The sequence below is a fragment of the Pseudomonas muyukensis genome (assembly GCF_019139535.1).
GTDB classification, from domain to species: domain Bacteria; phylum Pseudomonadota; class Gammaproteobacteria; order Pseudomonadales; family Pseudomonadaceae; genus Aquipseudomonas; species Aquipseudomonas muyukensis.
On the sequence record NZ_CP077073.1, the window covers coordinates 1,580,955 to 1,604,778 of the forward strand.

Annotated in this window: 23 protein-coding genes; 14 read left to right on the top strand and 9 right to left on the bottom strand. The window is 66.2% G+C overall.

Features of this window, described 5'->3' with window-relative positions:
- Window positions 1-23 precede the first annotated feature (23 nt).
- Complete coding sequence (locus KSS95_RS07170; protein WP_217852846.1) at window positions 24-908, bottom strand: LysR family transcriptional regulator; 885 nt, start codon at window positions 906-908, stop codon at window positions 24-26.
- 101 nt (window positions 909-1,009) lie between these two features.
- On the opposite strand from KSS95_RS07170, the gene KSS95_RS07175 reads away from it, so the two are divergent.
- The 5 genes from KSS95_RS07175 to KSS95_RS07195 all read left to right on the top strand — a co-directional run bounded on the left by KSS95_RS07175 (window position 1,010) and on the right by KSS95_RS07195 (window position 7,728).
- Window positions 1,010-1,396, top strand: a complete 387-nt coding sequence (locus KSS95_RS07175) for a CidA/LrgA family protein (protein WP_217852848.1) — start codon at window positions 1,010-1,012, stop codon at window positions 1,394-1,396.
- Window positions 1,386-2,072 (top strand): LrgB family protein, encoded by a 687-nt coding sequence (locus KSS95_RS07180; RefSeq protein ID WP_217852850.1) that lies wholly within the window; start codon window positions 1,386-1,388, stop codon window positions 2,070-2,072. The genes KSS95_RS07175 and KSS95_RS07180 overlap by 11 nt, the downstream gene beginning before the upstream one ends.
- 172 nt (window positions 2,073-2,244) lie before the next feature.
- Entirely contained in the window at window positions 2,245-3,150 is a 906-nt protein-coding gene (locus KSS95_RS07185; RefSeq protein WP_217852852.1) for an alpha/beta fold hydrolase, read from the top strand.
- 116 nt (window positions 3,151-3,266) lie between these two features.
- Window positions 3,267-4,181 (top strand): SDR family oxidoreductase, encoded by a 915-nt coding sequence (locus KSS95_RS07190; RefSeq protein WP_217852854.1) that lies wholly within the window; start codon window positions 3,267-3,269, stop codon window positions 4,179-4,181.
- Window positions 4,182-4,566: 385 nt separating this feature from the next.
- On the top strand, window positions 4,567-7,728 hold the full coding sequence (locus tag KSS95_RS07195) for a hypothetical protein (protein ID WP_217852856.1): 3,162 nt from the start codon (window positions 4,567-4,569) through the stop codon (window positions 7,726-7,728).
- A gap of 14 nt (window positions 7,729-7,742) precedes the next feature.
- On the opposite strand, the gene KSS95_RS07200 is transcribed toward KSS95_RS07195, so the two are convergent.
- Entirely contained in the window at window positions 7,743-8,525 is a 783-nt protein-coding gene (locus tag KSS95_RS07200; RefSeq protein WP_217852858.1) for an IclR family transcriptional regulator, read from the bottom strand.
- A 189-nt stretch (window positions 8,526-8,714) separates the two neighbouring features.
- On the opposite strand from KSS95_RS07200, the gene hmgA reads away from it, so the two are divergent.
- The 4 genes from hmgA to KSS95_RS07220 all read left to right on the top strand — a co-directional run bounded on the left by hmgA (window position 8,715) and on the right by KSS95_RS07220 (window position 13,509).
- Window positions 8,715-10,016, top strand: coding sequence for a homogentisate 1,2-dioxygenase (hmgA, locus tag KSS95_RS07205; RefSeq protein ID WP_217852859.1), 1,302 nt, complete (start codon window positions 8,715-8,717; stop codon window positions 10,014-10,016).
- A 3-nt stretch (window positions 10,017-10,019) separates the two neighbouring features.
- The gene (gene fahA / locus KSS95_RS07210; protein WP_217852861.1) at window positions 10,020-11,312 is read left to right on the top strand and encodes a fumarylacetoacetase; all 1,293 of its coding nucleotides are present in this window, start codon (window positions 10,020-10,022) and stop codon (window positions 11,310-11,312) included.
- A gap of 13 nt (window positions 11,313-11,325) precedes the next feature.
- Window positions 11,326-11,955, top strand: a complete 630-nt coding sequence (gene maiA, locus KSS95_RS07215; RefSeq protein ID WP_217852863.1) for a maleylacetoacetate isomerase — start codon at window positions 11,326-11,328, stop codon at window positions 11,953-11,955.
- A gap of 204 nt (window positions 11,956-12,159) precedes the next feature.
- On the top strand, window positions 12,160-13,509 hold the full coding sequence (locus KSS95_RS07220; protein ID WP_217852865.1) for an MFS transporter: 1,350 nt from the start codon (window positions 12,160-12,162) through the stop codon (window positions 13,507-13,509).
- On the opposite strand, the gene KSS95_RS07225 is transcribed toward KSS95_RS07220, so the two are convergent.
- Window positions 13,498-14,304, bottom strand: coding sequence for a SirB1 family protein (locus tag KSS95_RS07225; RefSeq protein WP_217852867.1), 807 nt, complete (start codon window positions 14,302-14,304; stop codon window positions 13,498-13,500). The genes KSS95_RS07220 and KSS95_RS07225 overlap by 12 nt on opposite strands.
- Window positions 14,305-14,427: 123 nt before the next feature.
- Here KSS95_RS07225 and KSS95_RS07230 point away from each other — a divergent pair, with 123 nt between their 5' ends.
- Entirely contained in the window at window positions 14,428-15,447 is a 1,020-nt protein-coding gene (locus KSS95_RS07230) for a Leu/Phe/Val dehydrogenase (protein ID WP_217852869.1), read from the top strand.
- A gap of 81 nt (window positions 15,448-15,528) precedes the next feature.
- On the opposite strand, the gene KSS95_RS07235 is transcribed toward KSS95_RS07230, so the two are convergent.
- Complete coding sequence (locus KSS95_RS07235) at window positions 15,529-15,792, bottom strand: YebG family protein (RefSeq protein ID WP_217852871.1); 264 nt, start codon at window positions 15,790-15,792, stop codon at window positions 15,529-15,531.
- 220 nt (window positions 15,793-16,012) lie between these two features.
- Here KSS95_RS07235 and KSS95_RS07240 point away from each other — a divergent pair, with 220 nt between their 5' ends.
- Complete coding sequence (locus KSS95_RS07240) at window positions 16,013-16,483, top strand: phosphate-starvation-inducible protein PsiE (protein WP_031315617.1); 471 nt, start codon at window positions 16,013-16,015, stop codon at window positions 16,481-16,483.
- A 3-nt stretch (window positions 16,484-16,486) separates the two neighbouring features.
- Here KSS95_RS07240 and KSS95_RS07245 read toward each other — a convergent pair whose 3' ends face one another.
- The 5 genes from KSS95_RS07245 to KSS95_RS07265 form a co-directional block, all read right to left on the bottom strand.
- A complete protein-coding gene (locus KSS95_RS07245) occupies window positions 16,487-16,786 on the bottom strand; it encodes a DUF3509 domain-containing protein (protein ID WP_217852873.1) in 300 nt (99 codons plus the stop codon).
- Between the two features lie 130 nt (window positions 16,787-16,916).
- On the bottom strand, window positions 16,917-17,264 hold the full coding sequence (locus KSS95_RS07250; RefSeq protein WP_134691200.1) for an HPF/RaiA family ribosome-associated protein: 348 nt from the start codon (window positions 17,262-17,264) through the stop codon (window positions 16,917-16,919).
- A 177-nt stretch (window positions 17,265-17,441) separates the two neighbouring features.
- Entirely contained in the window at window positions 17,442-19,745 is a 2,304-nt protein-coding gene (gene fecA, locus KSS95_RS07255) for a TonB-dependent Fe(3+) dicitrate receptor FecA (RefSeq protein WP_217852875.1), read from the bottom strand.
- A gap of 198 nt (window positions 19,746-19,943) precedes the next feature.
- On the bottom strand, window positions 19,944-20,873 hold the full coding sequence (locus KSS95_RS07260; protein WP_217852877.1) for a FecR domain-containing protein: 930 nt from the start codon (window positions 20,871-20,873) through the stop codon (window positions 19,944-19,946).
- Window positions 20,870-21,364, bottom strand: coding sequence for a sigma-70 family RNA polymerase sigma factor (locus KSS95_RS07265; protein ID WP_217852879.1), 495 nt, complete (start codon window positions 21,362-21,364; stop codon window positions 20,870-20,872). The genes KSS95_RS07260 and KSS95_RS07265 overlap by 4 nt, the downstream gene beginning before the upstream one ends.
- Window positions 21,365-21,629: 265 nt before the next feature.
- Here KSS95_RS07265 and KSS95_RS07270 point away from each other — a divergent pair, with 265 nt between their 5' ends.
- From KSS95_RS07270 to KSS95_RS07280, 3 genes are read left to right on the top strand one after another with little or no spacing between them, the layout of a single operon-like run.
- Window positions 21,630-21,935, top strand: a complete 306-nt coding sequence (locus tag KSS95_RS07270; RefSeq protein ID WP_217852881.1) for a DUF3649 domain-containing protein — start codon at window positions 21,630-21,632, stop codon at window positions 21,933-21,935.
- Window positions 21,932-23,500, top strand: coding sequence for a PepSY-associated TM helix domain-containing protein (locus KSS95_RS07275; protein ID WP_217852882.1), 1,569 nt, complete (start codon window positions 21,932-21,934; stop codon window positions 23,498-23,500). Before KSS95_RS07270 ends, KSS95_RS07275 begins: the two co-directional genes overlap by 4 nt.
- Entirely contained in the window at window positions 23,494-23,820 is a 327-nt protein-coding gene (locus KSS95_RS07280; RefSeq protein WP_217852884.1) for a DUF3325 domain-containing protein, read from the top strand. The genes KSS95_RS07275 and KSS95_RS07280 overlap by 7 nt, the downstream gene beginning before the upstream one ends.
- Window positions 23,821-23,824 lie beyond the last annotated feature (4 nt).

Consider the following 23,824-nt stretch of genomic DNA (forward strand, 5'->3'; position numbering starts at 1 on the left):
AAGGCCGCTCCTACACGTCCGCGTCATGTTTCGCGCCGTTCGCGCAACAACGTCAGCCACGCCTGCGCCGCCCGCGACAGATAAGCCCCGCGCCGCCAGATGAAGGCGATGTCCCAGCGCAGAGGCTCCGGCGCCCGCAACGGCAAACGCACCACTCCGGGCCGTTCCAGCGCCCGCGCGACGATCGCCGGCAGCAATACCACGCCTTGGCCGGCCGCCACCAGCGCGGCGAGAAAGTCCGCCTGGCCGCTGCGTCCACCTTCCCTGGGCGTGAAGCCCTCCTGCTGGCAGGCACTGAGCAACCGATCGTTCAACACGAAGCTGCGCTGATACAGCAGGAACGGTGTGTCGGCCAGTTGCGCCAGGGCGACGTCGGCCTGCCCGGCCAGCGGGTGGCCGGCGGGCAGCAGGGCCTCCAGCGGCTCGTTGCAGAAGGGTTGGTAGTCGAATGCCGGATCGCTCGGCGTGAGGCTGCCGCCCAGTTCCAGCTCGCCACTCTTCACCGCCTGCTCGACCATGCGGCTGCCGCCTTCGAGCAACTGGATCGAGATGTTCGGATGCCGCCGCCGGTACTCGGCGAACAACCCGGCGAACAGCGCGTCGCTGCCCAGCAGCGGCAGGCCCAGGCGCAGTTCGCCGCGGGCCATCTGGCTGAGGTCGTCCAGTTCGCTCAGCAGCTCCTGGCGCTGGCGCAACAGCGCTTCGCCACGTTCGAGGACAATGCGCCCCGCAGCGGTCAGCAGCAACTGCGAACCCTGGCGCTCCAGCAGTGGCTGGCCGATATCCTGTTCCAGCTGGGCGACCTGCTTGCTCACCGCCGACTGGCTGATGTGCAAGGTGGCCGCCGCCTGGGTGAAACCGCCCTTGTGGACAACTTCGATGAAACTGCGCAGCTGTTTGAATTCCATAGTTTCGAATTCCATTATGGAATGCCAGCCAGTCTAACAATTCGCTTCTGGCCTAGGTGGGCGACTTTTACAATGGGCACGTTGTCGAGGAACCCCCGCCCATGAATCCTGCACTACTGAAGAAAACCCTGCGCCTGCTCGCTGAGCTGGCGGTGCTGTTGGCGCTGTTTCTGATTGGCGGCCAATTGGCCGCCTGGCTTGGCTGGCCGATCCCCGGTGGGGTGATGGGCCTGGCGCTGTTGCTGCTGCTGTTCGCCAGCGGCGTGCTCAAGCCGGCCACGCTGCAGCTTGGCGCCGGTTGGCTGATGGCCGAGATGCTGCTGTTCTTCATCCCCGCGCTGATGAGCCTGCTGGACTACGGCAGCCTGCTGCGCAGCGAAGGCTGGCGCATCCTGTTGGTGATCGCGGTGAGCACCTTGCTGGTGATGGTGGTCACGGCGATCACGGTCGAGCTGGTGTGCCGCTGGAGCGTGCGCCATGAGCCTTGAACCGATGCCGCTGTTCTGGCTGGCGCTGACCCTGGCCGCTTATCTTGGCAGCCGCTGGCTATACCGGCGCAGTGGGCGATACCTGCTGTCGCCGTTGATCCTGGTGCCGGCGCTGCTGTTGGCGGTGGCGCTGCCGCTGCATACCGCCTATGCCGAATACGCCCGCAACACCCACTGGCTGATGGGCGTACTGGGCCCGGTGACGGTCGCCTTCGCCGTGCCGATCTGGCAGCAGCGGGCATTGCTGGCGCGGCATTGGCCGGCGCTGCTGGTGGGCATGCTGGCCGGCAGCGTGGTGTCGGTCGGCAGCTCCTGGGCCCTGGCCCACTGGCTGGCGCTGGACGAGGCGGTGAGCCTGTCGCTGGTGCCGCGCTCGATCACCACGCCGTTCGCCATGCCGGTGGCCCAGGACCTGGGCGGCGTGCCGGAACTGACCGCCGTGTTCGTGATGTTCACCGGTGTGCTCGGGGCGATGTTCGGCGGCATCCTGCTGCGCTGGCTGCCGCTGCGCACGGCGCTGGCGCGGGGCGCGCTGTTTGGTGTTGGCGCCCACGGCGCGGGCGTCAGCCGGGCGCGGGAGGTCGGCCGCGAGGAGGGCTCGGTGGCCGGGCTGGTGATGGTCCTGACCGGATTGCTCAACTTGTTCGCCGCGCCCCTGCTGGTGATGCTGCTCTGACCGTTCGTGCCACTGACTCGCTCGGTCATCAGGCTGGCTGCCAAGGCGACCTATCACCTTGGTATTGGCTTCTAGACTCAGCCTCGACATGAAGAGCACATGCATGTGCCGAGGTGCCAACCATGAACGCAACCTTGCCCTGTATCGAACATCATCCAGCGGGACGACCGTGATGCCACTGGCCGAGATTCCATTGTGCGTCTGGCGCACCCGCAGCCAAGGTTTCACCTTCCGCGGCCAGAGCATCCGTTACTGGACGGCAGGGCAAGGAGAGCCCCTGCTATTACTGCACGGTTTCCCCACCGCCAGCTGGGATTGGCACTACCTGTGGGGGCCGCTCACCCAGCGGTTTCGCGTGATCGCCTGCGACATGCTCGGCTTCGGCGACTCGGCGAAACCGGCCGACCACGACTACAGCCTGCTGGAGCAGGCCGACCTGCAGCAGGCGTTGCTGGCGCACCTGCGCATCGACCAGCCGGTGCATGTGCTGGCCCATGATTATGGCGGCAGCGTCGCCCAGGAACTGCTGGCACGCCACCATGAACAACGCCTGGCCGTGGCCAGTTGCGTGTTCCTCAACAGCGGGTTGTTCCCCGAAAGCTGCCGAGTGCTGCTGATCCAGAAACTGCTGCTCAGCCGTGTCGGCTGGCTGGTGGGGCGCTCGTTCGGCCGCGACGACCTGGTGCGCAACGTCACCCAGGTCTATGGCCCCTGCACCCACCCCAGCGAAAGCGCCCTGGACGACTACTGGAGCCTGATCGCCTCGAACCGCGGCCCACGCATCCTGCACAAGCTGATTGCCTTCTTGCCCGAGCGCCGGGCGCAGCGCGAGCGCTGGGTGGCGGCGATGCAATGCGCCGGGGTGCCGCTGCGCTTCATCAATGGCGCGGTCGACCCGCTGTCCGGGGCGCACATGGTCGAGCGCTACCGCCAGGTGGTGCCGGCCCCGGACACCGTGCTGCTGCAGGGCATCGGCCATTACCCGCATACCGAGGCGCCGGTGCAGGTGCTGCGGCACTACCTGGCCTTTCGTGAGCAACCCATGAGTTATGTGCCGCTGAAGGTCGCCTGGTCCTGAGCGGGTGATCATCGCCGGGCGTTATCGCCCGGCATTCGCCAGGGTGCGCTTGATTGCCCGGCCCGGGCGGTGGGCGGAGACTGTGCTGCATCCTTTGTATGCCTGGAGCCTTGAGCATGAGCGAGCCGGTGAACCTGCAAGACCGAGTGGTGATCGTCACGGGGGCCGGCGGTGGCCTGGGCCGGGCCCATGCGCTGCTGTTCGCCGCCCACGGGGCGCGGGTGGTGGTCAACGACCTGGGCGGCACCACCCACGGTGAAGGCGCCAACGCCTCGGCCGCCGACCGGGTGGTGGAGGAAATCCGCGCCGCCGGCGGCACGGCGGTTGCCAACCACGATTCGGTCACCGACGGCGCGCGTATCGTCGAGCAGGCCCTGGACAGCTTCGGCCGGGTCGATGTGCTGGTGAACAATGCCGGCATCCTGCGCGACAAGACCTTCCACAAGATGGACGACAGCGACTGGGAGCTGGTCTACCGGGTGCATGTGGAGGGCGCCTACAAGGTCACCCATGCCGCCTGGCCGCACCTGCGCGAGCAAAACTGGGGGCGGGTGATCTTCACCTCGTCCACCTCGGGCATCTACGGCAATTTTGGCCAGGCCAACTATGGCATGGCCAAGCTTGGCCTGTATGGGCTGACCCGCACCCTGGCGATCGAGGGACGCAAGTACGGGGTGCTGGTCAATGCCATCGCGCCTACTGGCGGCACGCGCATGACCGAGGGGCTGATTCCGCCACAGGTGTTCGAGCGGCTGCGCCCCGAGCTGATCAGCCCGTTGGTGGTGTATCTGGGCAGCGAGCAGTGCCAGGACAGCGGTGAGCTGTACGAAGTGGGGGGGGGCTGGATCGGCAAGGTGCGCTGGGAGCGCAGCCAGGGCGTGGGCTTCGACCCGCGCGAAGGCTTCACCCCTGAGCAGGTGGCGGACAACTGGGCGCGGATCGGCGACTTCGACGGCGCGGGGCATCCGCAGGACAGCCTGCAGGCCATGCAGCAGATGATGGCGAATCTGCACAAGTACCCGTTGGGTTGAGACGCGTCCAGTGCGCTGAACCCCGCGCCGATCTTGCACAAATAAAAAAGGCCGCTGCATGCGCAGCGGCCAATCGAGACGTTAGATCAAGGAGCTTCAAAATCAACGTCGGTGAACCTTGGTGGCCCGAAAAGCGGGGGGGAGAGCCCTTCGTGCCGAACCAATGGGGTAAGAATAGGCACATTAGTCAGTGGGAAAAATACCTGCTTTTGACATTCTCTGTTACATCACCTGCGATAATCCCGCGCATTTCCGGGGTGTATTGAAGCGCTTCCAGTCAATAACGCTTGGGAAAGTGTAGGCTCCTGTACCAGCCTTTCCCTCCGCTATGTTTTTTCTGATTTCTTCACTGTGCAATTTCCTACATTGCATTGAGATAGAAGTCATGAATCCACATTTCCCCGATACCGCCCCGACCTGGGTTGCGCCGGCCGCCGACCAGCAAACCCTGAGTGCCCTTGCCGTCTTGAGCATGATGTTGCAGGCGCAACTGGCCCTGGCCCCCAGCCTTCCTCCAGCCGCTACCGCTGTCGACGATCCCGAGCTTTGGCTGGATCAGCAGTGGCAGGCCGATGCTGACCTGTGGTGGGCGCAGCAGTCGGCGGGGCTCGCTGAACAACTGCGGGCGTTGCTGGCGCTGCAGGTCCGTGCCCGCGCCTTGCGCCGGGGTGCCCCCAGGACGGACATCGAGGCGCTGCTGCCGGAGAGCGACCCGGTGAGCATGGCTGTCTCGCTGAGGATGGCGACCGGGGAACCGGTGCGTATCCCAGGCTTTGTCGCGCTCAGCCACAACCCGTTCGATGACGAGGAGCCGCTCGTGCTCTGCGGTTTGGGCGTCGTTGTCTGGTTCGACACCTATCAAGCCATGGCACAAGCCCTGCAGGGCTACCTGGGTACCGAGGGCTGCTGGCAGCAGTTGATCTGCAAGCCAGCACGCGAGGCGTTGGCCGAGGCGCTGGCCGTCGACCTGATTTGCACACCGTTGCAGCAATCGCCTGAAAACTACCTGCTCGGGGATCTGCGCCTGCTGCAACGGCACCTGGCAATCCAGGCGCTGGCTGGCGCAGATGCTATGCGGGCTGGCGCCGTGGCCCTCGAGCCTTGGCTCGAGCAGTTGCAGGGCTATGTGGCTGACGCCATCGCTGCCTTGCGCAGCGACTTGGCGCCCGCGTGGTTACGCAACCTGGCGCCGGCAGAGGCCGAGCGGTTGGCAGCGCTCGAGCAGGCGGTAGACGAGGCGCAGTTGAAACTGGCCCAGCAATCCGGGCATAGCGATTTCCATGCCTATGCCGAACACCGGATCGGCCTGTGGTTGACCGATCGCGGGTTCCCTGGGTTGCAAGCACAAGAGGTGCAACTGCACATCCGGCATGACTTCACCCAGGATGCGCCGGTACAGGTGGTGACCCTTCTCGAGTGGATCTGTGGCGGTGCCTACCACGGTGAGCGCCTGGCGGTGACGATCCAGCATGAGGGCCTGCGCGAGGCCCTGGGGCAGTCGGGTGTATCGACGGTTGCCGCTGAGCTGCAGCTCCATCAGGGGTACATCGAGCAGGTCGAGCACCTGTATGCCAGCGACTGGATCCAGCACCTGCTGGGCAAGGCGCTGGCGGCCCGGCTGCAACTGGCCAGGCAGGCCGCGGACTTCCAGGGCCTCGATCGCAGGGCCGTGGGGTTGTTGGAGCAGGCCCTGCAGCCTTCCCATGCGGGCAGGGTCAATGTGGCGCTGTTGTCCATCAATGGTGAAATGCTGCTGACCGATCACCTGTATCTGTACAACGACGATATCCACGTGCTCTACGCGCCCGGCTCGCCAGCGGGTGACCTGCAGGCGTTCACCTCGGCGGGGCAGATGAGTTTCGCACTGGGTGCGCTGACGGCGACGCCGCAAGGGCGTGACTATCTTGTCGAGCATGTCCAGCAGGCTCATCGCCCCGCGTTGGTTCGGTATTTGAAGCTGATTGCCAGGCTGCCGCAAGCGTGGTCCCACGAAACGATCAATGTGCATGTGCAAGCCATCGACGGTAGGGACTCGTTGATCCGGCATTGGGCTGACCTGAGGGTGTTGAAGATGCTCGACGACCTCGAACCGCTCAGGCCGCCCGCCTATGACGCGCCGGCCGAAGCCTTGCAACGTCGCGTGGTGGATATCGACCACGAGCTACGCGTGCTCATGGCGGACTACCAGTCGGTCGCCGAAGTACCGACCTTCATGGCCTATGCCCGTGCACAGGTGAGTGAGCGGATCAACCGCTATCCAGGCAACCCGGGCGGCTGGATCGACGCCGATACCGTGCTGGTCGAGCTGGAGCATGGCGTTCGCCAATCCCTGACCCAAGTGGTGGCCGGCGGATACCCCGCGGACTTCAACTTCAAGGATTTCGCCCGGGTCTCCTCCACCGTTGGCCAGGACTTGTCGCACCTGAGCACCCAGGCCCTCGATGGCTATATCCGCGCCGCCCGGCTGGGCGAGGGTTACTGTGCCCACGTGCGCAGCAGCTATCTGGACCCGGAGGGGGAGGCTCAGTCCAGGCCTTTGGCGCTGCATCGCCATCTCATTGGCATGAAGATTCAACGCGATTGCCTGGTGGCGCTGCAAAGCGGGCACCTCAGCGAGGCCCATGCCCGTTGGCTGACGCCGGTTTGCATGAGGTTTCATCCAGGCAGTTTCGTCGACGATTGCCAGCTGGCCGAGCTGAAGATCAATGGCGCCGCGGTGTCCGGTGGGTACCTGCTGCAGTCGCCGCAGGCGCAAGGCACTGTGGTCTATCTCAGTGACGGCCCCGAGGGTCGTTACCTGTACACCGTCGAGGATTTCGTCGCCCAATGGCGAGGCGAGGCGATGCAGGATTGGCTCTACGAACACGTTTCGGTCGACGATGAATTGCTGCTGCGCGAGTTGAACGAGGATGTGCGCAACGATGACTTTCGTGATCGCTCGGGGCACCGAGGGAATGCCCGGGTCGCCAGGTCGTTGCAGGTCTTGTACAACATCCGTGACCTGTCGGTTGCCCTGCGCCTGCGCATACAGCGCCTGCTGGCCGAAGCGGCACGCGACGCCTACAGCGCGGCACGGCGCATTACCCAGGAAGTATTCTGGCTGGTCGGCCTGGTGGCGGATGTCGTTGCCTTGGTGTTCCCGCCCGCGCGCATCGTGTTGGGCTTCATCGGGGCTGGCGTCGGCTTCTACCAAAGCATCGTGGCGTTGCGCGATGGCGATCGGACCGCGGCACTGTTCGCCCTGCTCAAAGGCATGTTGGCGCTGCCAGGCTTTACCGCTGTGCTGAAGGCGTACGGTACCCAGCTGTTCGACCAGGGTAGCAAGCTGTGGTCGCACCTGTTCCCTGGGCCGTCATCGGCCTTGAGTCGGTGGCTCAAGCAGCAATACCAGCTACTCAAGACCTGGTACGAAAAGCATGAACTGTTGCTGGAGGCCGGACGGCTCCCGACCAAGCAGCTGTATGGCGCATTCGAGCAAGAGCTGGCGTGGTTCACCCAAATGTCGGTTGCCCAGCAGGCACCGGGCGCCGCTGATCCTCTGCAATAAGCTGCAAGCAGCGATCAGGATACCGCGTCATACCCCATCCGCCTGCTGACGGCCCCCGCGGCCGCCAGCAGGCGTTGCGCCGCCGGCCCCTGCTCGTCGGCATGAAAGATCGAGGTTGGCCCGACCACGGTCATCACCGCCACGACCTGGCCCATGGCGTTGAACACCGGGGCAGACAGCGCGTCCACCCCGGGCATCAGCAAACCATGGATATGGTGCAGGCCGCGCTGGCGGATCTGCGCCAGCAACGGTGCATAGTCTTCGGCGCTGTGATTGAGCGCGGCCAGTTCCCGGTCGCGCAGCTCCACGGTCTCGCGCTCCGGCAGGTGCGCGGCGAACACCAGCCCGGTGGAAGAGCTGAGCAGCGGCAGCACCGAGCCGATCTGGGTCACTACCGTCACCGCGCGCACCGCCGGTTCGATGCTCACCACCGTGGCGCCCTGGTTGCCCCACACCGCGATGAAGCAGCTCTCGTTCAATGCGTCACGCAGCTGCGACAGCGGCAGGGCCGCCACCTTCAGCACATCGATGCTGCCCAGCGCCGCCATGCCCACCCGCAGTGCCTCGCGCCCCAGGCCGTAATGGTTGGTGGCCGGGTCCTGCTCGGCGAAGCCGCTGGCGATCAGCGCTTGCAGGTAGCGGTGCACCTTGCTCGCGGGCATGTCGACATGCTCGGCCAGGCGCGACAGCGAGGTGGAGGGCGAGAGCTCGGCCAGGGCCTTGAGGATGTCGGTGCCGACTTCCGCCGAACGGACCTTCTGTTTGCCGTTGTCGGTGTTGCTGCTGGCTTTGGCCATGGGGGGCTTCTATGCAGATTTTACGAGGTGGCGCCTTTATAGCTTGACGCCTGCGCGGGAGCAAATTACGTTATTCGTAATCTGATTACGATAAAAACAATGCAGACGCGCTGCCGCCCTTGGTGCCGGTTTCAGGATCGGGCTACGCAGCCAGCTGCCCGCAACGGCTCCAGCAGCCCGGAGGCACCGATGACTCGCGCTACATCCCCTGAACTCCAGTACCTGAGCGGCTTCGGCAACGAATTCGCCAGCGAAGCCCTGCCTGGGGCGTTGCCGGTGGGGCAGAACTCGCCGCAGAAGGCGCCCTATGGGCTGTATGCCGAGCTGCTGTCGGGCACCGCGTTCACCATGACCCGCAGCGAGCTGCGCCGCACCTGGCTGTACCGCATTCGTCCCTCGGCGCTGCACCCGCGCTTCGAGCGCCTGGCGCGCCAGCCGCTGACCGGCGCCCTGGGCCCGGTCAACCCCAACCGCCTGCGCTGGAGCCCCCAGCCGATGCCGGCCGAGCCTACCGACTTCATCGAAGGCTGGCTGCCGATGGTGGCCAACTCGGCGGCCGAGAAACCGGCCGGGGTGAGCATTTATATCTACCGTGCCAACCGCTCCATGGAGCGGGTGTTCTTCAACGCCGACGGCGAGCTGTTGCTGGTGCCCGAACAAGGCCGCCTGCGCATCGCCACCGAGCTGGGCGTGCTCGAGGTCGAGCCGCTGGAAATCGCGGTGATTCCGCGCGGCATGAAGTTCCGCGTCGAGTTGCTCGACGCCCAGGCCCGCGGCTATATCGCCGAGAACCACGGCGCGCCGCTGCGTATCCCCGACCTTGGCCCGATCGGCAGCAACGGCCTGGCCAACCCGCGGGACTTCCTCACCCCGGTGGCGCATTACGAAGAAGCCACAGGCCCGGTCCAGCTGGTGCAGAAGTTCCTTGGCGAGCACTGGGGCTGCGAGCTGCAGCATTCGCCGCTGGATGTGGTCGCCTGGCACGGCAGCAACGTGCCGTACAAATACGACCTGCGCCGTTTCAACACCATCGGCACGGTCAGCTTCGACCACCCCGACCCGTCGATCTTCACCGTGCTGACCTCGCCGACCAGCGTGCATGGCATGGCCAACATGGACTTCGTGATCTTCCCGCCGCGCTGGATGGTGGCCGAGAACACCTTCCGTCCACCTTGGTTCCACCGCAACCTGATGAACGAGTTCATGGGCCTGATCCAGGGTGCCTACGACGCCAAGGCCGAAGGCTTCCTGCCCGGTGGCGCCTCGCTGCACGGGGTGATGAGCGCCCATGGCCCGGACGCCGAGACCTGCGACAAGGCCATCGCCGCCGACCTGGCACCGCACAAGATCGACAACACCATGGCCTTCATGTTCGAGACCAGCCAGGTGCTGCGCCCGAGCCTCCAGGCCCTCGAAAGCCCGCAATTGCAGGCCGACTACGATAGTTGCTGGGCCACCTTGCCGAGCACCTTCAACCCGAACCGGAGATAACCGATGAACCACACCGCCATTGCCCGTAGCTGGGTCGAGCACGCCAACGGGCACCGCGACTTCCCGCTGCAGAACCTGCCGCTGGGCATCTTCAGCCGGCCAGGCCAGGCCCCGCGTTGCGGCGTGGCCATCGGCGAGGCCATCCTCGACCTTGAGGCGGTGCTGGCCGCCGGCCTGTTCGACGGCGCGGCCAAGGCTGCCGTCGAGGCCACCGCCGGTGGCGCGCTGAACGCTTTCTTCGCCCTTGGCCGCACGGCCCGCGTGGCCCTGCGCGAGCGCCTGCTGGCGCTGCTGGGCGAGGGTAGCGAGCACCAGAGCACGCTGAAAGCCGCCCTGCACCCTGCCGCCGAGTGCCAGCTGCACCTGCCGGCGAAGATTGGCGACTACACCGACTTCTACGTCGGCATCGAGCACGCCAAGAACGTCGGCAAGCTGTTCCGCCCGGACAACCCGCTGTTGCCCAACTACAAGCACGTGCCGATCGGCTACCACGGCCGCGCCTCGACCATCCGCCCATCCGGTACCGACGTGCGCCGCCCCAAGGGCCAGACCCTGCCGGCGGGGCAGAGCGAGCCAAGCTTCGGCCCTTGCGTGCGCCTGGACTACGAACTGGAACTGGGCATCTGGATTGGCCAGGGCAACGACATGGGCCAGCCGATCCCGGTCGGTGACGCTGCCGAACACGTGGCCGGCTACTGCCTGCTCAACGACTGGTCGGCACGCGATATCCAGGCCTGGGAATACCAGCCGCTGGGCCCGTTCCTGTCCAAGAGCTTCATCACCACGGTGTCGCCGTGGGTGGTCACCGCCGAAGCCCTGGAGCCGTTCCGCTGCGCCCAGCCGGCCCGTCCGGAGGGTGACCCGCAGCCGCTGTCGTACCTGCTGGACGCGCGCGACCAGGCTGGCGGTGCCTTCGATATAGAGCTGGAAGTGCTGTTGCTGACCGCGCGCATGCGCGAGCAGAACCTGCCGGCGCATCGGCTCACGCTGAGCAACACCCGCAGCATGTACTGGACCGTGGCACAGATGGTCGCCCACCACAGCGTCAACGGCTGCCAGCTGCAACCGGGCGACCTGTTCGGCTCGGGCACCCTGTCGGGCGCGGCGCCAGGCTCGTTCGGCAGCCTGCTGGAGATCACCGAGGGCGGCAAGCACCCGGTGGAACTGGCCAGCGGCGAGGTGCGCAAGTTCCTCGAGGACGGCGACGAGCTGATCCTGCGCGCCCGTTGCGTGCGTGACGGCGTGGCCAGCATCGGCTTCGGCGAGTGCCGCGGCACTGTCGTCGCGGCCAACTGAGGAGGGCAGGGCGATGGAACTGTTCACCTACTACCGTTCCACCTCGTCGTATCGGGTACGCATCGCCCTGGCACTCAAGGGCCTGGATTACCAGGCCTTGCCGGTGAACCTGCTCAAGGGCGAGCAGCGCGGCGAGGACTACCTGGCGCTCAACCCGCAAGGGCGGGTGCCGGCCTTGCGCCTGGACAGTGGCGAGCTGCTGGTGCAGTCGCCGGCGATCATCGAGTACCTCGAAGAGGCCTTCCCCGATACCCCACTGCTGCCCCGCGCCCTGGCGGCACGGGCCCAGGCGCGTGGGGTGGCGGCGATCATCGGTTGCGATGTCCATCCATTGCACAACGTCAGCGTGCTCAACCAGTTGCGCCAGTTGGGGCAGGGTGAGGAGCAGGTCAACCAGTGGATCGGCCACTGGATTGGCCAGGGCCTGGCGGCAGTGGAGCAATTGATCGGCGCCGAGGGCTTCTGCTTCGGCGCCACGCCGGGGCTGGCCGATGTGTACCTGATCCCGCAGCTGTATGCGGCCGAGCGTTTCGGCATCGACCTGGGTGGCTACCCGCGCATTCGCCGCGTGGCCGCCCTGGCCGAACAGCACCCGGCCTTTGCCAAGGCCCACCCAGCCAGGCAGCCCGATACGCCGAGTTAACCGGCAGGTTGCGGTGTGTAGGCGCCAGCTTGCTGGCGAACCAGGCGGCGCGGTGGATGGCACCGGCGCTGCCGGTGTTCGCCGGCAACGCCGGCTCCTACGGGGATTCGCAGGTTGCGATGTGTAGGCGCCACCAGTGTTCGGCTGGTTTCAATACGTCACGAACCCGGCAAAACAATAAAAACAACAGACAGGTACCTTGCGATGCACAACCAGATAGCCAGCTTTCGCGCGGCGCTCGACGCGCGCCCGGTGTCACCCTACCAGTGGCGCCTGCTGCTGCTGTTGATCCTGCTGTTGGTCACCGATGGTTATGACGCCCAGGTGCTGGGCTATGTGATCCCCGCGCTGGCCCAGGACTGGGGCCTGGAAAAGGCTGCCTTCGGGCCGGTGTTCAGCGCCAACCTGCTGGGCCTGACACTGGGCTCGCTGGCGGTGACGCCACTGGCCGACCGCTTCGGTGTGCGCCGGGTGCTGCTGTGCTGCGTGCTGCTGTACGCCAGCCTGACGCTGCTGATGGTGTTCGCCTCTTCCCTCGACAGCCTGATGCTGGCGCGCTTTCTCTGCGGTATCGGCATGGGCGGCGCGATGCCCAGCGCCATGGCGCTGATGGCTGACTATGCGCCGCCTCGACTGCGCACGCTGATGGTCACCCTGGCGGCCTGCGGTTTCTCCCTGGGTGGTGCTGCCGGGGGCTTCGTCGCGGCAGGCTTCATCGATCATTACGGCTGGCAGGCGGTGTTCCTCGCCGGCGGCGTGGCGCCTTTGCTGTTGTTCCCGTTCTTGCTGCTGTTGCTGCCCGAGTCGCTGCCGCGCCTGCTGCGCGATGCGCCGCCGTATGCCCGCTTGCAGCGCATCGCCAAGCGCCTGTTGCCGGGCTGGCAGGTGCCCTTGGCGCAGCGTGGCGTCGACGAACCGGCGGACAGCAAGCTGACCGTGGTGGCGTTGTTCCGGGGTGGCTTCGCCCGGCCGACCTTGCTGCTGTGGAGCACCTTTTTCGTCAGCCTGATCCTGCTGTATTTCATGATCAGCTGGTTGCCGTCGTTGTTGCAGGACAGTGGCCTGGCGTTGAATCAGGCCAACCTGGTCACCTCGTTGTTCCTGTTCGCCGGCACCTTGGGTGCGGTGTGCATGGCCTGGTGCGCCGACCGCATGGTCAACAAGGCGCGCCTGTTGGCCGGCGTGCTGCTGGGGGCGGCGTTGTTCAGCGTGCTGGTGGGGTTGAACCACGACGATCCGCGCTGGCTGGTGCCCTGCGTGTTCGCCGCCGGCTTCTGCATCATTGGCGGGCAACTGACCCTCAATGCCTTCGTCAGCAACTTCTATCCGGCCCAGGTGCGTGCCACCGGCACCGGGTGGGCGCTGGGCGTCGGGCGCTTCGGCTCGATCCTCGGGCCGTTGCTGGGCAGCCTGCTGCTGACCTTGCACATGCCGGTGGAGCAGATTTTCTACTTCTGCGCCGTGCCGGCACTGCTCGGCGCCCTGCTGGTCAGCCAGGTGCGTGCGCCACGGCCGCGCGAAGTGGCGGTCAAGGGCCAGGCGCTAATGGATTGAGCGTTTGCCGCTGGGCAGTTGGGCAAGGCGTTCGCCGAGCTTGAGGCGCTGCAGCGGGTCGTCGCTGAGCAGCAGGGCATGCTCCAGGTCGAAGCGTTCGGCCTGGGGACAGTCCAGGTGCTGGTACAGGGTGGCGCGGGCCAGGTAGTCGTTGACCTGTACCGGCCCCAGCTGCATCACCCGCTCGGCGTCGACCAGCGCGGCCAGGTCGTTGTCGTTGCTGCTGTGCAGTTGGCGCAGGTTGCGCGACAGGCGCTGGAGCATCTGCATGGGCGTGGCCGCGCGCAGGTGCTCGGCGTTCAGCGGCAGCTGCGGGCCGAACTGGCGGGCGAGCAGCTCGCGACAATCGGCAGGGTACAGGCGACGGCCCCCGCAGGGGTCGAGCAGGTGGTCGGCGCCGGGCACGCGCAACAGAAAATGGCCGGGAAAGTTGACCCCCTCCAGCGGGATCGACAGGCGCCGTGCCAGCTCGAGGGCGAGAATGGCCAGCAGCAGCGGTTGCCCACGCCGACGTTGCAGCACCTTGTCCATCAGCGCGGCTTGTGGGCGCAGCGGGTGGTACTCATCCTGCTGGAAGCCCAGGGCGTTGAGCTGGCGCAACAGCGGCTGGGCCAGTTCGTTGAGCGGCAGCATCGGCAACTGGGCGCTGACCTCGCGCTGCAGCGCATGCAGGTGGGCCAGGCCGAGCGCGGGCTCGACCTCGCGGTCGTGCTCGGCGGCGATCCACAGGGCGGCTTCCAGCAGGGCGACCGGCTCGCGTTCCAGGCAGGCCAGGCAGGCTTGGCGTGGGTTCATGGGACCTCTCCATCACGCTTAACTTGTAGCCCTGGCGCGGCTTTTCGTCCAGTGGTCCGCTGGCGCGGCGGGTGGGCCTGGCCTGTTTATACTGGTAGCAGCACCTGTCGGGGGAGCCCGTCGATGTTCGCGCTCATGCAAAGTACCCGTGCCCAATCATTGCACCTGTTCATCGACCCGCCCACGGGGCTGAAGGCGGTGGTGGTGATCCACAGCGAGCAGCTGGGCCCGGCCATGGGCGGCTGCCGCTACCTGCCGTATGCCGATGACGAAAGCGCCATGACCGATGCCATCCACCTGGCCCAGGGCATGAGCTACAAGGCCGCCCTGGCCGGGCTGCCGATGGGCGGCGGCAAGGCGGTGATCGTGCGCAACCCGCATGTGGAAAACCGCGCGGCGCTGTTCGAAGCCTTCGGTCGCTTCGTCGACACGCTGCAAGGGCGCTTCATCACGGCCGTGGACAGTGGCACTTCGACGCTCGACATGGACTGCATCGCCCAGTCCACCCCTCACGTCACCAGCACCACCGCCTCGGGCGACCCTTCGCCCCACGCGGCGCTGGGCGTGTTCGCCGGTATCCGCGCGACGTCGATGGCGCGCCTGGGCAGCGACAACCTGGAAGGCTTGCGGGTGGCGGTGCAGGGGTTGGGGAATGTGGGCTATGCGCTGGCTGAACAGTTGCATGCGGCGGGGGCCGAATTGCTGGTCAGCGACCTGGACCCGGGCAAGGTGCGCCTGGCGGTGGAGCAGTTCAATGCCCAGCCCGTGGCCCATGAGGCCTTGGTCAGCACACCCTGCGATATCTTCGCGCCCTGCGGCGTGGGGCCGGTGTTGAACGGCCAGAGTGTGATGCAATTGCGCTGTGCGGCGGTGGCGGGGTCGGCGAACAACCAGTTGACCACCTTGCAGGTGGCGGATCAGTTGGAGAGCCGGGGGATCCTGTACGCGCCGGACTACGTGATCAACGCGGGTGGGTTGATCTATGTGGCGTTGACCCACCGTGGGGAAGCCGTGGGCACCATCACCGCGCACCTGGCGCGGATCCCCACGCGGCTGACCGAGGTTTTTGCCCATGCCCAGGCGGAAAAGCGCTCGCCGGCCAGGGTGGCGCAGATGCTGGCGGAAAGATTGTTGTATGGCTGATGGCCCAATCGCCGGGCAAGCCTGCTGCCACGCTGGCCGCCTTGATGAACGAGGGGCGTGGCAGTGGGCTTGCCTGGCGATTTACTCGGCCGCGGCGCCTTCGAGCAGCTCCGACAGTGCATCGGGCTGGCTCTTGAACGCACGGGCGAAGACATCGCGGTTCTTGGCCATGTAGATACCGGCCTCCTCGACCTGTTGCTCGCTCAGCGACGGCACCGCCTTGTGCAGCACCTCGGCCAGGCGCTCGGCCAGCTCGAGCATCTTGTCGTGACGGTCTGCTTCGGCCTTATCCATGAACAGGCGCTCCGGATCGCGGCTGCTGCGGTACACCACTTCGACGGCCATTCATCACCTCTGTGCCTTTTTGGTTGGGTTGGCTAACAACTGTATTTTTATACAGTACAGGCTCAAGCCATCGTCCTGCAACCGCAATGATGGCCTTTTATGCTGAAAAACAGCGTAGCCCACAGGTGCCCTGCGGCAATCGGCCGCCTTCCAAGGCAAGGGCCTGGCCCTTTAACTGCATGCCACAAGACCTTCAGCCGTATCGGGGATATCGAACATCGTGAACATCAAATGGGCAGAAAAACTGCGCAAGGGCCTGCATGGCTCGGCCGACTCGCTGGGCAACCTGTGCGTGGAGGCCTTCCACTACCTGGCGCTGTTCGGCATTGGTGCGATCACCGCCTATGCGGCGGTGGTGACTTTCCTGGACATGCTGGGCAAGGGCGGGGTCAGCGTCGATGACATCCTGCTGCTGTTCATCTACCTGGAGCTGGGGGCGATGGTGGGGATCTACTTCAAGACCAACCACATGCCGATCCGCTTCTTGCTGTACGTGGCGATCACCGCGCTGACCCGCCTGCTGATCGGCGACGTGTCGCACCACAAGGCGCCGGATGTCGGCTTGCTGTACGTGTGCGGTGGCATCCTGTTGCTGGCCTTCGCCATCCTGGTGGTGCGCTACGCCTCGTACCGCTACCCGTCGACCAAGGCGCTGGATGCCAGTGGCAAGGAAGTGGACGAGGGCAAGTAGGCCTCAGTTGGCCAGGCCGGCGGCGGGGAAGCGGCGTTCGTCGGGCTGGCTGCGGGTCAGTGCGGCCAGCACTTGCACAGGGTTCTGGCCAAGCTCGATGGCCAGCCCCAGGCGGATGCTGTCGATGACCCGGCCAAGGCGCACCGGATCGTTGCGCTGGGCTTGGCTGATCAGGCGCTTGGCGACCACGCCGCTGTCGTCCGACAGGGTCAGCATGATGCTGCCGTCCAGGCGCTCGATGCTGAGGTTGACGCGGTACTCAGGCGCGAAGGCGGCGCTGATCTGGTCGAAAGGATTGTTCATGGTCGGGTTCTGCCTTGAATGACTGCACAGATTGACCGGGCGCGTTCGAGGTTGGTTCAGGGCCGTTGATCGGTGAATTGCGAAAACGCCCGGCGCAAGGCCGGGCGTTGGTGTGTGACAGCTGCTTGGCTCAGGCGTCCGGATCACTCAGTTCCAGGGCGCCGCGCTTGCTGCGCAGCTTGCCGTAGAAATGTTCCAGGGCGTGGTTCAGCTTGCTGGCGGCGCCGTCGACCGCCTGGTCGAGCGAGGCGGCGGTGTGGGTCACGGAAATCGGTTGGTGGCCTTTGGGGCGAGCCTCCATCTGGCAGCGTTTGTCATGCGGGCCGGGCTTGGCGCCGTTCTCGTCGCGCAGGTGGACCTCGATGCGGGTGAGGTCGTCCTCGTAGCGTTCGAGGCTGCTTTGCAGGGTGCTGCGCACCCATTGGTCGAGACGGATGTTGCCTTCGATGTGGTTGCTGCTGTTGACCTGGATTTGCATGATTCAATCCTTATTCAGCTTGCTCGCCAGAGGCGTGCCTAGGCCACTGAGGGCGTTGGGTTTTCTGCGCCTCTTGACTCTAAGGTCAGGCATCGGCGCGACGAATTCAAGCCCCTGTCGAAGAAAAATTTCCTGTTGCAAAAAGCCCGGCGATCGCCGGGCTTTTCTTGTCGTCGATCAGAACTCGACCGAGGTTTGCAGGTATAAAGTGCGAGGTTCACCCACGTACTTGCCCTTGTTGTTGTCATCGAACGAGCGGGTGTAGTACTCGCGGTTGAACAGGTTCTTCACCCCCACCGCCACCTTCAAGTTCGACAACTGCGGCCCGAAGTCGTAGCCGGCACGGGTGCTCACCAGCATGTAGCCCGGAATGCGCCCGGTGCTGCCGTCGGCGCTCTCGGCACCGGTATTGGCGTTGTCGGCGTACTGGCTGCTCTGGAAGCTGCTGTCCAGGTTCAACTGCCACGGGCCCTGGGTGTAGCCGAGCCCCAGGGTGCCCTTGTGGCGCGACGAGAACGGCACCTGGTTGCCCTTGTTCGGCCCATCCTCACGAATGGTGGCGTCGACGAAGGCGTAGCCGGCATGCACGTCGAAACCGGCCAGGGCCGGGCTCAGGCCGTCGAGGGCGTAGCGCAGGCTGGTCTCGATGCCCTGGTGGCGGGTTTCACCGCGGGCGATCACCGAGTCGTTGGTCTGGTTGCTCTCGTACTGGTTGTCGAAATTGATCAGAAACGCGCCGATCTCCGCTTGCAGGTCGCCATTGTCGTAGCGGGTGCCCACCTCCCAGGTACGCGCTTTTTCCGGCTTCACCTCGCCACTGCTGACCCGGTTGGGCATCTGGCTGTACTGCACGCTGCCGAACGAGCCTTCGGTGTTGGCGTACAGGTTCCAGTTGTCGGTCAGGTGGTACATCACGTTCAGCGCCGGCAGCGCGGTGTTGTAGCTGCCCTGGTAGCGCTGGCCGCTGAGCTTGTTGCTCTGCTCGGAGTCGATCATCTCGTAGCGGATGCCCGGGGTGATGGTCCAGCGGCCGATGTCGATGCGATCGTCCAGGTAGAGGGCGTGGGCCTCGGTGCTGCCGCGGGTGTCGCGGTCGTTGCGGCTGTTGGTGGTGGGCAGCCGGTTGGCGTTGCTCGGCTCGCGGTAGCGCAGTTCGTGGCCGGCTTCGTTGACGTAGCGGTAGCCGATGCCCAGCTCGTGCCAGCTGTCGCCCAGGGCCAGGCCCTGGGAGAAGCGGGTCTCGATACCGCGCACCCAGTACTCGCGGGGCGACAGCGAGACGAAGCTGCCCTGGTCGAGGTAGCCGCTGCGCAGGGTCTTGGTGAAGAAGCTGTTGACGCTGAACTGGCGGTCGTCCTGCTGGTAGTCGTAGCCGAAGTTGAACAGCGTGCGGCGGCCCCAGAACTTGTCCTTCAAGCGGGTCGACTGGTACGGGTCGGCGTCGAAGTCGGCCGCGCTCAGGCCACCGGGCATCTGGGCTTCGCCCTCGTAGTACTGGGCCATGGCGTGCAGGCTGTTGGCCTCGTCCAGTTGCAGCTTGCCCTTGAGCATCAGGTCGTCGATCTGCGTGTCGCTGTGTTCGCGCCAGTCGCTGCCCCGGCTGCCGGAGTAGAGCAGGGCGCCGCCCAGGCCGTTGGCGTTGGTGCCGCCGATCAGCAGGTTGGCGCTGTTCTTCAGGCCATCCTGGCTCGAAGACGGGCTGATCTGGTTCTGCATCGCCGCCTTGAAGGTGGCCTGTTCGGGGATGGCGCGGGTGACGAAGTTGACGATGCCGCCGACGTTCTGCGGGCCATAGCGTACCGCGCCGCCGCCGCGCACCACGTCCACCGCGTCCATGTTACCCAGGCTGATCGGCGCCAACGACAGCTGCGGCTGGCCGTAGGGGGCGAAGGGCACCGGGATGCCGTCCATCAGCACGGTGGAGCGCGAGGCCAGGCGCGGGTTGAGGCCGCGGATACCGAAGTTCAGCGCCAGGTCGTGGCTGCCGGTGCCGTTGTTTTCCGGAGCGTTGACCCCGGGAATGCGGTTGAGCACTTCGCGGGCATTGGCGGCGCCGCTGCGCTCGAACTGCTCGCGGCGCACCACGTCGCGGGCGCCGGGGTGATCGAAGACGTTGTCCTGGCGCGCCTCGCCCAGCCAGTCGCCGACCACGGTCGAGGCGCCCAGCTCGACGGCGGTGCCGTTGCCGCCAGTGGGCAGCGGTTGCAGGCTGTAGGCGTTGTCGGTTTCCTGGCGGGCTTGCAGGCCGCTGCCACGCAGCAGGGTGTCGAGGCCCTGGCCGATTTCGTATTGCCCCTCCAGGCCCGGACTGTTCAGGCCCTGGGTGATGGCCGGGCTGAACGAGATCAGCGCGCCGCTTTCGCGGCCGAACTGGTTCAGGGCCTGTTCCAGGGTGCCGGGGGCGATGTGGTAGTCGCGGGGGGCGGCCAGGGCGATCGGCGCGGCGAGGATCAGGGCGTAGGCGAGGGAGCTGGGGTGCATGTGGCGCAAGTCCTGTGACAAGGGGTTCTGCCTTCTCTGTCACGCGAGGTTCGGGAAATGGCTCAGGCGGATTAAACATTTTTTGCATCACGCGCTCGGTAGGAGCCAGCCTTGCTGGCGAACCGAGCCAACGCAGGGATCCGTGCGTGGAGCTGTTCGCCAGCAAGGCTGGCTCCTACAGGGGGAGGCCGCGCCTGTTCAACTGGTGGCGGCTTCCACGTTGATCCAGTAACGGGTGAAGCGCCGCACCCGTACCGGCAACGCCACTTCGAGCATGTCGAGGACCTGCTCGCTATCTTCCAGCGGATACGAGCCGGAGATCCGCAAATCGGCCACCCGCTCACTGCAGGCAAGTTGCCCGAGCCGGTAGCGCGACAACTCGGCGAGAAAGTCCGTCAGGCGCATCTGCGACACTACCAGCATGCCGTCCACCCAGGCCGCGCGGTTGGGGTCCAGGGGCGCGATGGCCTGCCAGCCACCCTGGGCGAAGCGGGCCTGGTGCCCAGCCAGCAGGGGTTGGCCGGCGACGCTGGCCTGGCCGCTGAACACCGAGACCAGGCTGAAGCCGTCGAACTGGCGAATATCGAAGCGGCCCCGAGCCAGGTGCAGCTCGCCTTCGGCCGTGCGCACGCGCAGCGGGCGGGGTTCCTCGACCACGTCGAGCAGCACCTCGCCTTCGCGCAGGCGTACCAGGCGCTGTTGGCCATCGAAGCGCACGTCGGCGGCGCTGCGGGTGTTCAGGTGCAACTGGCTGCCGTCCTCGAGGCTCAGGCGTCGGCGTTGGCCCACTGGGCTACGGTAGTCGGCCATCAGCCCGGGCAGTGGATTGTGTTGTTGCAGGCCCAGCCCGGTGGCGCTGGCCACGCCCACCAGCAGCAGGGCCTTGAGCGCCCGGCGCCGGGCCGGCGAGGGCGGTGCCTGCAAGGTGGCGTGGACCACCGGCGAGACCACGCCGCGCAGGCGCTGGTTGACCTGCTGGATATGCGCCCAGGCGCGCTGGTGCTCGCTGTCGGCCTGCAACCAGCGCTCCAGGGCCTGGCGCTGATGCTGGTCGAAGGCCTCGCCTTGGGATTCGATCAGCCAGTGCACCGCCTGCTCGGCGATCTGTGGCGAGAAGCGGGTGTTCACAGGGCGAAGTAGCAGCGCAGGGCTGCCTTGTTCAGGTAGCGCTTGACGGTGGCCAGCGAGATACCCAGCTCGCGGGCGATCTCGCCCTGGCCCAGGCCATCGACCTGGGCCAGCAGGAAGGCGCGCTTGACCAGCGGCGCCAGGCCGTCGAGCAGGCGGTCGAGTTCGAGCAGGGTGGCGAAGATGATCGCCTTGTCCTCTTCGCTCGGCGCCAGTTGCTCGGGCACCTGGGCCAGGGCCTCGAGGTAGGCGCGCTCCAGTTCTTGGCGGCGCAAGTGGTTGCACAGCACGCGCTTGGCCACGGTGGCGAGGAACGCGCGGGGCTCGATCAGTTGTGGCGCCTCGCGGGCCTGGAGCAGGCGCACGTAGGTGTCCTGGGCCAGGTCGGCGGCGCTCTGTGGGCAGCCCAGGCGCCGGCGCAGCCAGCCGGTCAACCAGCTGTGGTGGGCGACATAGAGGCCTTCGACGGTGGAAGAGAGGGCGCTGGGCACCGATGCGACTCCGGCGCTGGCTAGCGCAACTGGAAGTAAGAATTGTTCGCATTGTATTCATGCGACCGATGTTCGGCAATTGCTGGCGACGTAAGGAGGGTCGGGATCCTTGTAGGCGCGGCTTCAGCCGCGATGAAGCCAACCGGTGCAGGGCACCCGCTTCGCGGGTGATCGCGGCTGAAGCCGCTCCTGCAGGTCCGACAGGGGTTTTGCTTATGAGAATTGAAATCATTACTATTGCAACCCCATTCCTCGGACTTCCGCCATGAACCGCAAAGCCGTCGGTCTTCCCCTGAGCTATCGCCTGGCCGTGACCTCACGCAGCCTGGCCGCGCTGCTGGGCGGGTACCTGCTGGCGTCCATGGCCAGTGTCTGCATCACCCTGCTGGCGCCCATGAGCCAGGTGGACGCGACCATGACCGGCATGATGCTGTCGTTCGTGTTCTACCTGCTGGCCTTCCTCTGGTGCTTCGCCTGCCGCAGCGCCTGGCGCGCCTGGCTGGGGGTGCTGCTGCCGAGCGTGCTGCTGGGGGCGATCAACGGCCTGGCCTACTGGATGAAACTGCCATGAAAGAGGGCTTCCGCCAGGCGATGGCCTGGTTGCACACCTGGACCGGCCTGATCTTCGGCTGGCTGCTGTTCGCGATCTTCCTGACCGGGACGCTGTCGTACTTCAAGGATGAGATCAGCCACTGGACCCAACCGGAAATCCGCAGCCACGCGCTCGATCCCGCAGCCAGCCTGACGGCGGCGCAACGCTACCTGGAGGCCAACGCCGGGCACGCCAGCGGCTGGTTCATCCGCCTGCCCAGCGAGCGCGAGGCGGCGTTGAGCGTCGGCTGGCGCGACCCCGAGGCCGGCGGGCGACGGGGCTTCGTCAGCAAGACGCTGGATGCGCGCAGCGGCCAGGAAGTCGAGGCCCGCGACAGCCGCGGCGGCGAGTTCTTCTATCGCTTCCACTTCCAACTGCAGATGCCCCACCCCTGGGGCCGCTGGCTGGCGACCTTCTGCGCGTTCATCATGCTGCTCGGGCTGGTCACCGGGATCATCACCCACAAGAAGATCTTCAAGGAGTTCTTCACCTTCCGCCCAGGCAAGGGCCAGCGCTCCTGGCTCGACGGGCACAACGCCATCGGCGTGCTGGTGCTGCCGTTCCACCTGATGATCAGCTACAGCAGCCTGGTGATCTTCATGTACATGGTGATGCCGGCCAGCATCATGGCCAGCTATGGCGACAGCAACCGCTACTTCAGCGACGTGTTCGGCCGCGACCAGGCGCCCAAGGCGGCGGCCCAGGCCGCGCCGCTGGTGCCGTTGGCCGAGCTGTACGGCAAGTTGCAGGCCCAGGCGCCGGGCGCGCGGCTGGGCTTCATCCAGGTGCAGAACCCCGGCGACCGCAACGCCCGCGTCACCTTCAACCGCGCGTCTTCCGACAGCGTGGCCTACCGGCGCAGCGCCAACTGGACCTTCGACGGCGCCAGCGGCGCACTGCTCACCCAGGGCGCGGCGGAAAGCGCGGCGATGTTGACCTCGTTCACCTTCGTCGGCCTGCACATGGGCAACTTCGCCGGACCCTGGTTGCGCTGGCTGTACTTCGTCTTTGGCGTGGCCGGCACCGCGGTGATCGGCACGGGCCTGGTGATGTGGCTGGGCAAGCGCCAGCTCAAGCACGCCAAGAGCGCACGCATGCCGGGCGAGCTGCGCCTGGTGGAGGTGCTCAATATCGCCAGCATGAGCGGCCTGATGCTGGCCGTGGCGGCGTTCTTCTGGGTCAACCGTTTGCTACCGGCGACGCAGGCTGGGCGCGCCGACTGGGAGATCAACGGGTTCTTCCTGGCCTGGGGGCTGTCGTTGCTGCATGCGCTGCTACGCCCCGGGCGCCGCGCCTGGGGTGAACAACTGGCGCTGGGCGCGCTGGCATTCGCGCTGTTGCCCGCGCTCAACGCGCTGACCACCGGGCAGGGCCTGAACCACTCTATCGCCGTGGGCGATTGGGCCATGGCCGGTTTCGACCTGACCGCGCTAGGCACTGGGCTGTTCCTGGCCTGGGCCGCCGGCAAGATGCTGCGCACGCCCAAGCCGGTGGTCAAGCGGGCGCCGCGCGCCGCAAAAGCTGTGGAGGCGAGCGGATGCTGAGTGTCGGGCTGATCGGTTTCGCCGGTTTTGCCGGGCTGTGCCTGGCGATGGAAAAGCATTTCAACGAGCTGCTCGGGCGCAAGCCAACGGCTGTTCAGTTGCGTGCCTTGCGCGCGGGTGGCTGGGCCTTGCTGCTGTTGTCGTTGGTATTGGCCGTGCAAGGGCGCGGTTGGGCGTTGGGGTTGGTGGAGTGGAGCGCCGTGTTGATGGCCGGGGTCACCCTGTGGGTGTTCGGCCTGCCGTATCAACCTCGCCTGTTGCTGGGGTTGGCGGCGGCGAGCCTGCTGCTCGGGCCGCTGCTGGTCTTGCTGGCGCTGTGACAGC

Bases quoted from the DNA above. Each gene is read 5' to 3' on its own strand.
- KSS95_RS07170 (WP_217852846.1), bottom strand. From the start codon at position 908: ATGGAATTCAAACAGCTGCGCAGTTTCATCGAAGTTGTCCACAAGGGC.
- KSS95_RS07175 (WP_217852848.1), top strand. From the start codon at position 1,010: ATGAATCCTGCACTACTGAAGAAAACCCTGCGCCTGCTCGCTGAGCTG.
- KSS95_RS07180 (WP_217852850.1), top strand. From the start codon at position 1,386: ATGAGCCTTGAACCGATGCCGCTGTTCTGGCTGGCGCTGACCCTGGCC.
- KSS95_RS07185 (WP_217852852.1), top strand. From the start codon at position 2,245: ATGCCACTGGCCGAGATTCCATTGTGCGTCTGGCGCACCCGCAGCCAA.
- KSS95_RS07190 (WP_217852854.1), top strand. From the start codon at position 3,267: ATGAGCGAGCCGGTGAACCTGCAAGACCGAGTGGTGATCGTCACGGGG.
- KSS95_RS07195 (WP_217852856.1), top strand. From the start codon at position 4,567: ATGAATCCACATTTCCCCGATACCGCCCCGACCTGGGTTGCGCCGGCC.
- KSS95_RS07200 (WP_217852858.1), bottom strand. From the start codon at position 8,525: ATGGCCAAAGCCAGCAGCAACACCGACAACGGCAAACAGAAGGTCCGT.
- hmgA (WP_217852859.1), top strand. From the start codon at position 8,715: ATGACTCGCGCTACATCCCCTGAACTCCAGTACCTGAGCGGCTTCGGC.
- fahA (WP_217852861.1), top strand. From the start codon at position 10,020: ATGAACCACACCGCCATTGCCCGTAGCTGGGTCGAGCACGCCAACGGG.
- maiA (WP_217852863.1), top strand. From the start codon at position 11,326: ATGGAACTGTTCACCTACTACCGTTCCACCTCGTCGTATCGGGTACGC.
- KSS95_RS07220 (WP_217852865.1), top strand. From the start codon at position 12,160: ATGCACAACCAGATAGCCAGCTTTCGCGCGGCGCTCGACGCGCGCCCG.
- KSS95_RS07225 (WP_217852867.1), bottom strand. From the start codon at position 14,304: ATGAACCCACGCCAAGCCTGCCTGGCCTGCCTGGAACGCGAGCCGGTC.
- KSS95_RS07230 (WP_217852869.1), top strand. From the start codon at position 14,428: ATGTTCGCGCTCATGCAAAGTACCCGTGCCCAATCATTGCACCTGTTC.
- KSS95_RS07235 (WP_217852871.1), bottom strand. From the start codon at position 15,792: ATGGCCGTCGAAGTGGTGTACCGCAGCAGCCGCGATCCGGAGCGCCTG.
- KSS95_RS07245 (WP_217852873.1), bottom strand. From the start codon at position 16,786: ATGAACAATCCTTTCGACCAGATCAGCGCCGCCTTCGCGCCTGAGTAC.
- KSS95_RS07250 (WP_134691200.1), bottom strand. From the start codon at position 17,264: ATGCAAATCCAGGTCAACAGCAGCAACCACATCGAAGGCAACATCCGT.
- fecA (WP_217852875.1), bottom strand. From the start codon at position 19,745: ATGCACCCCAGCTCCCTCGCCTACGCCCTGATCCTCGCCGCGCCGATC.
- KSS95_RS07270 (WP_217852881.1), top strand. From the start codon at position 21,630: ATGAACCGCAAAGCCGTCGGTCTTCCCCTGAGCTATCGCCTGGCCGTG.
- KSS95_RS07275 (WP_217852882.1), top strand. From the start codon at position 21,932: ATGAAAGAGGGCTTCCGCCAGGCGATGGCCTGGTTGCACACCTGGACC.
- KSS95_RS07280 (WP_217852884.1), top strand. From the start codon at position 23,494: ATGCTGAGTGTCGGGCTGATCGGTTTCGCCGGTTTTGCCGGGCTGTGC.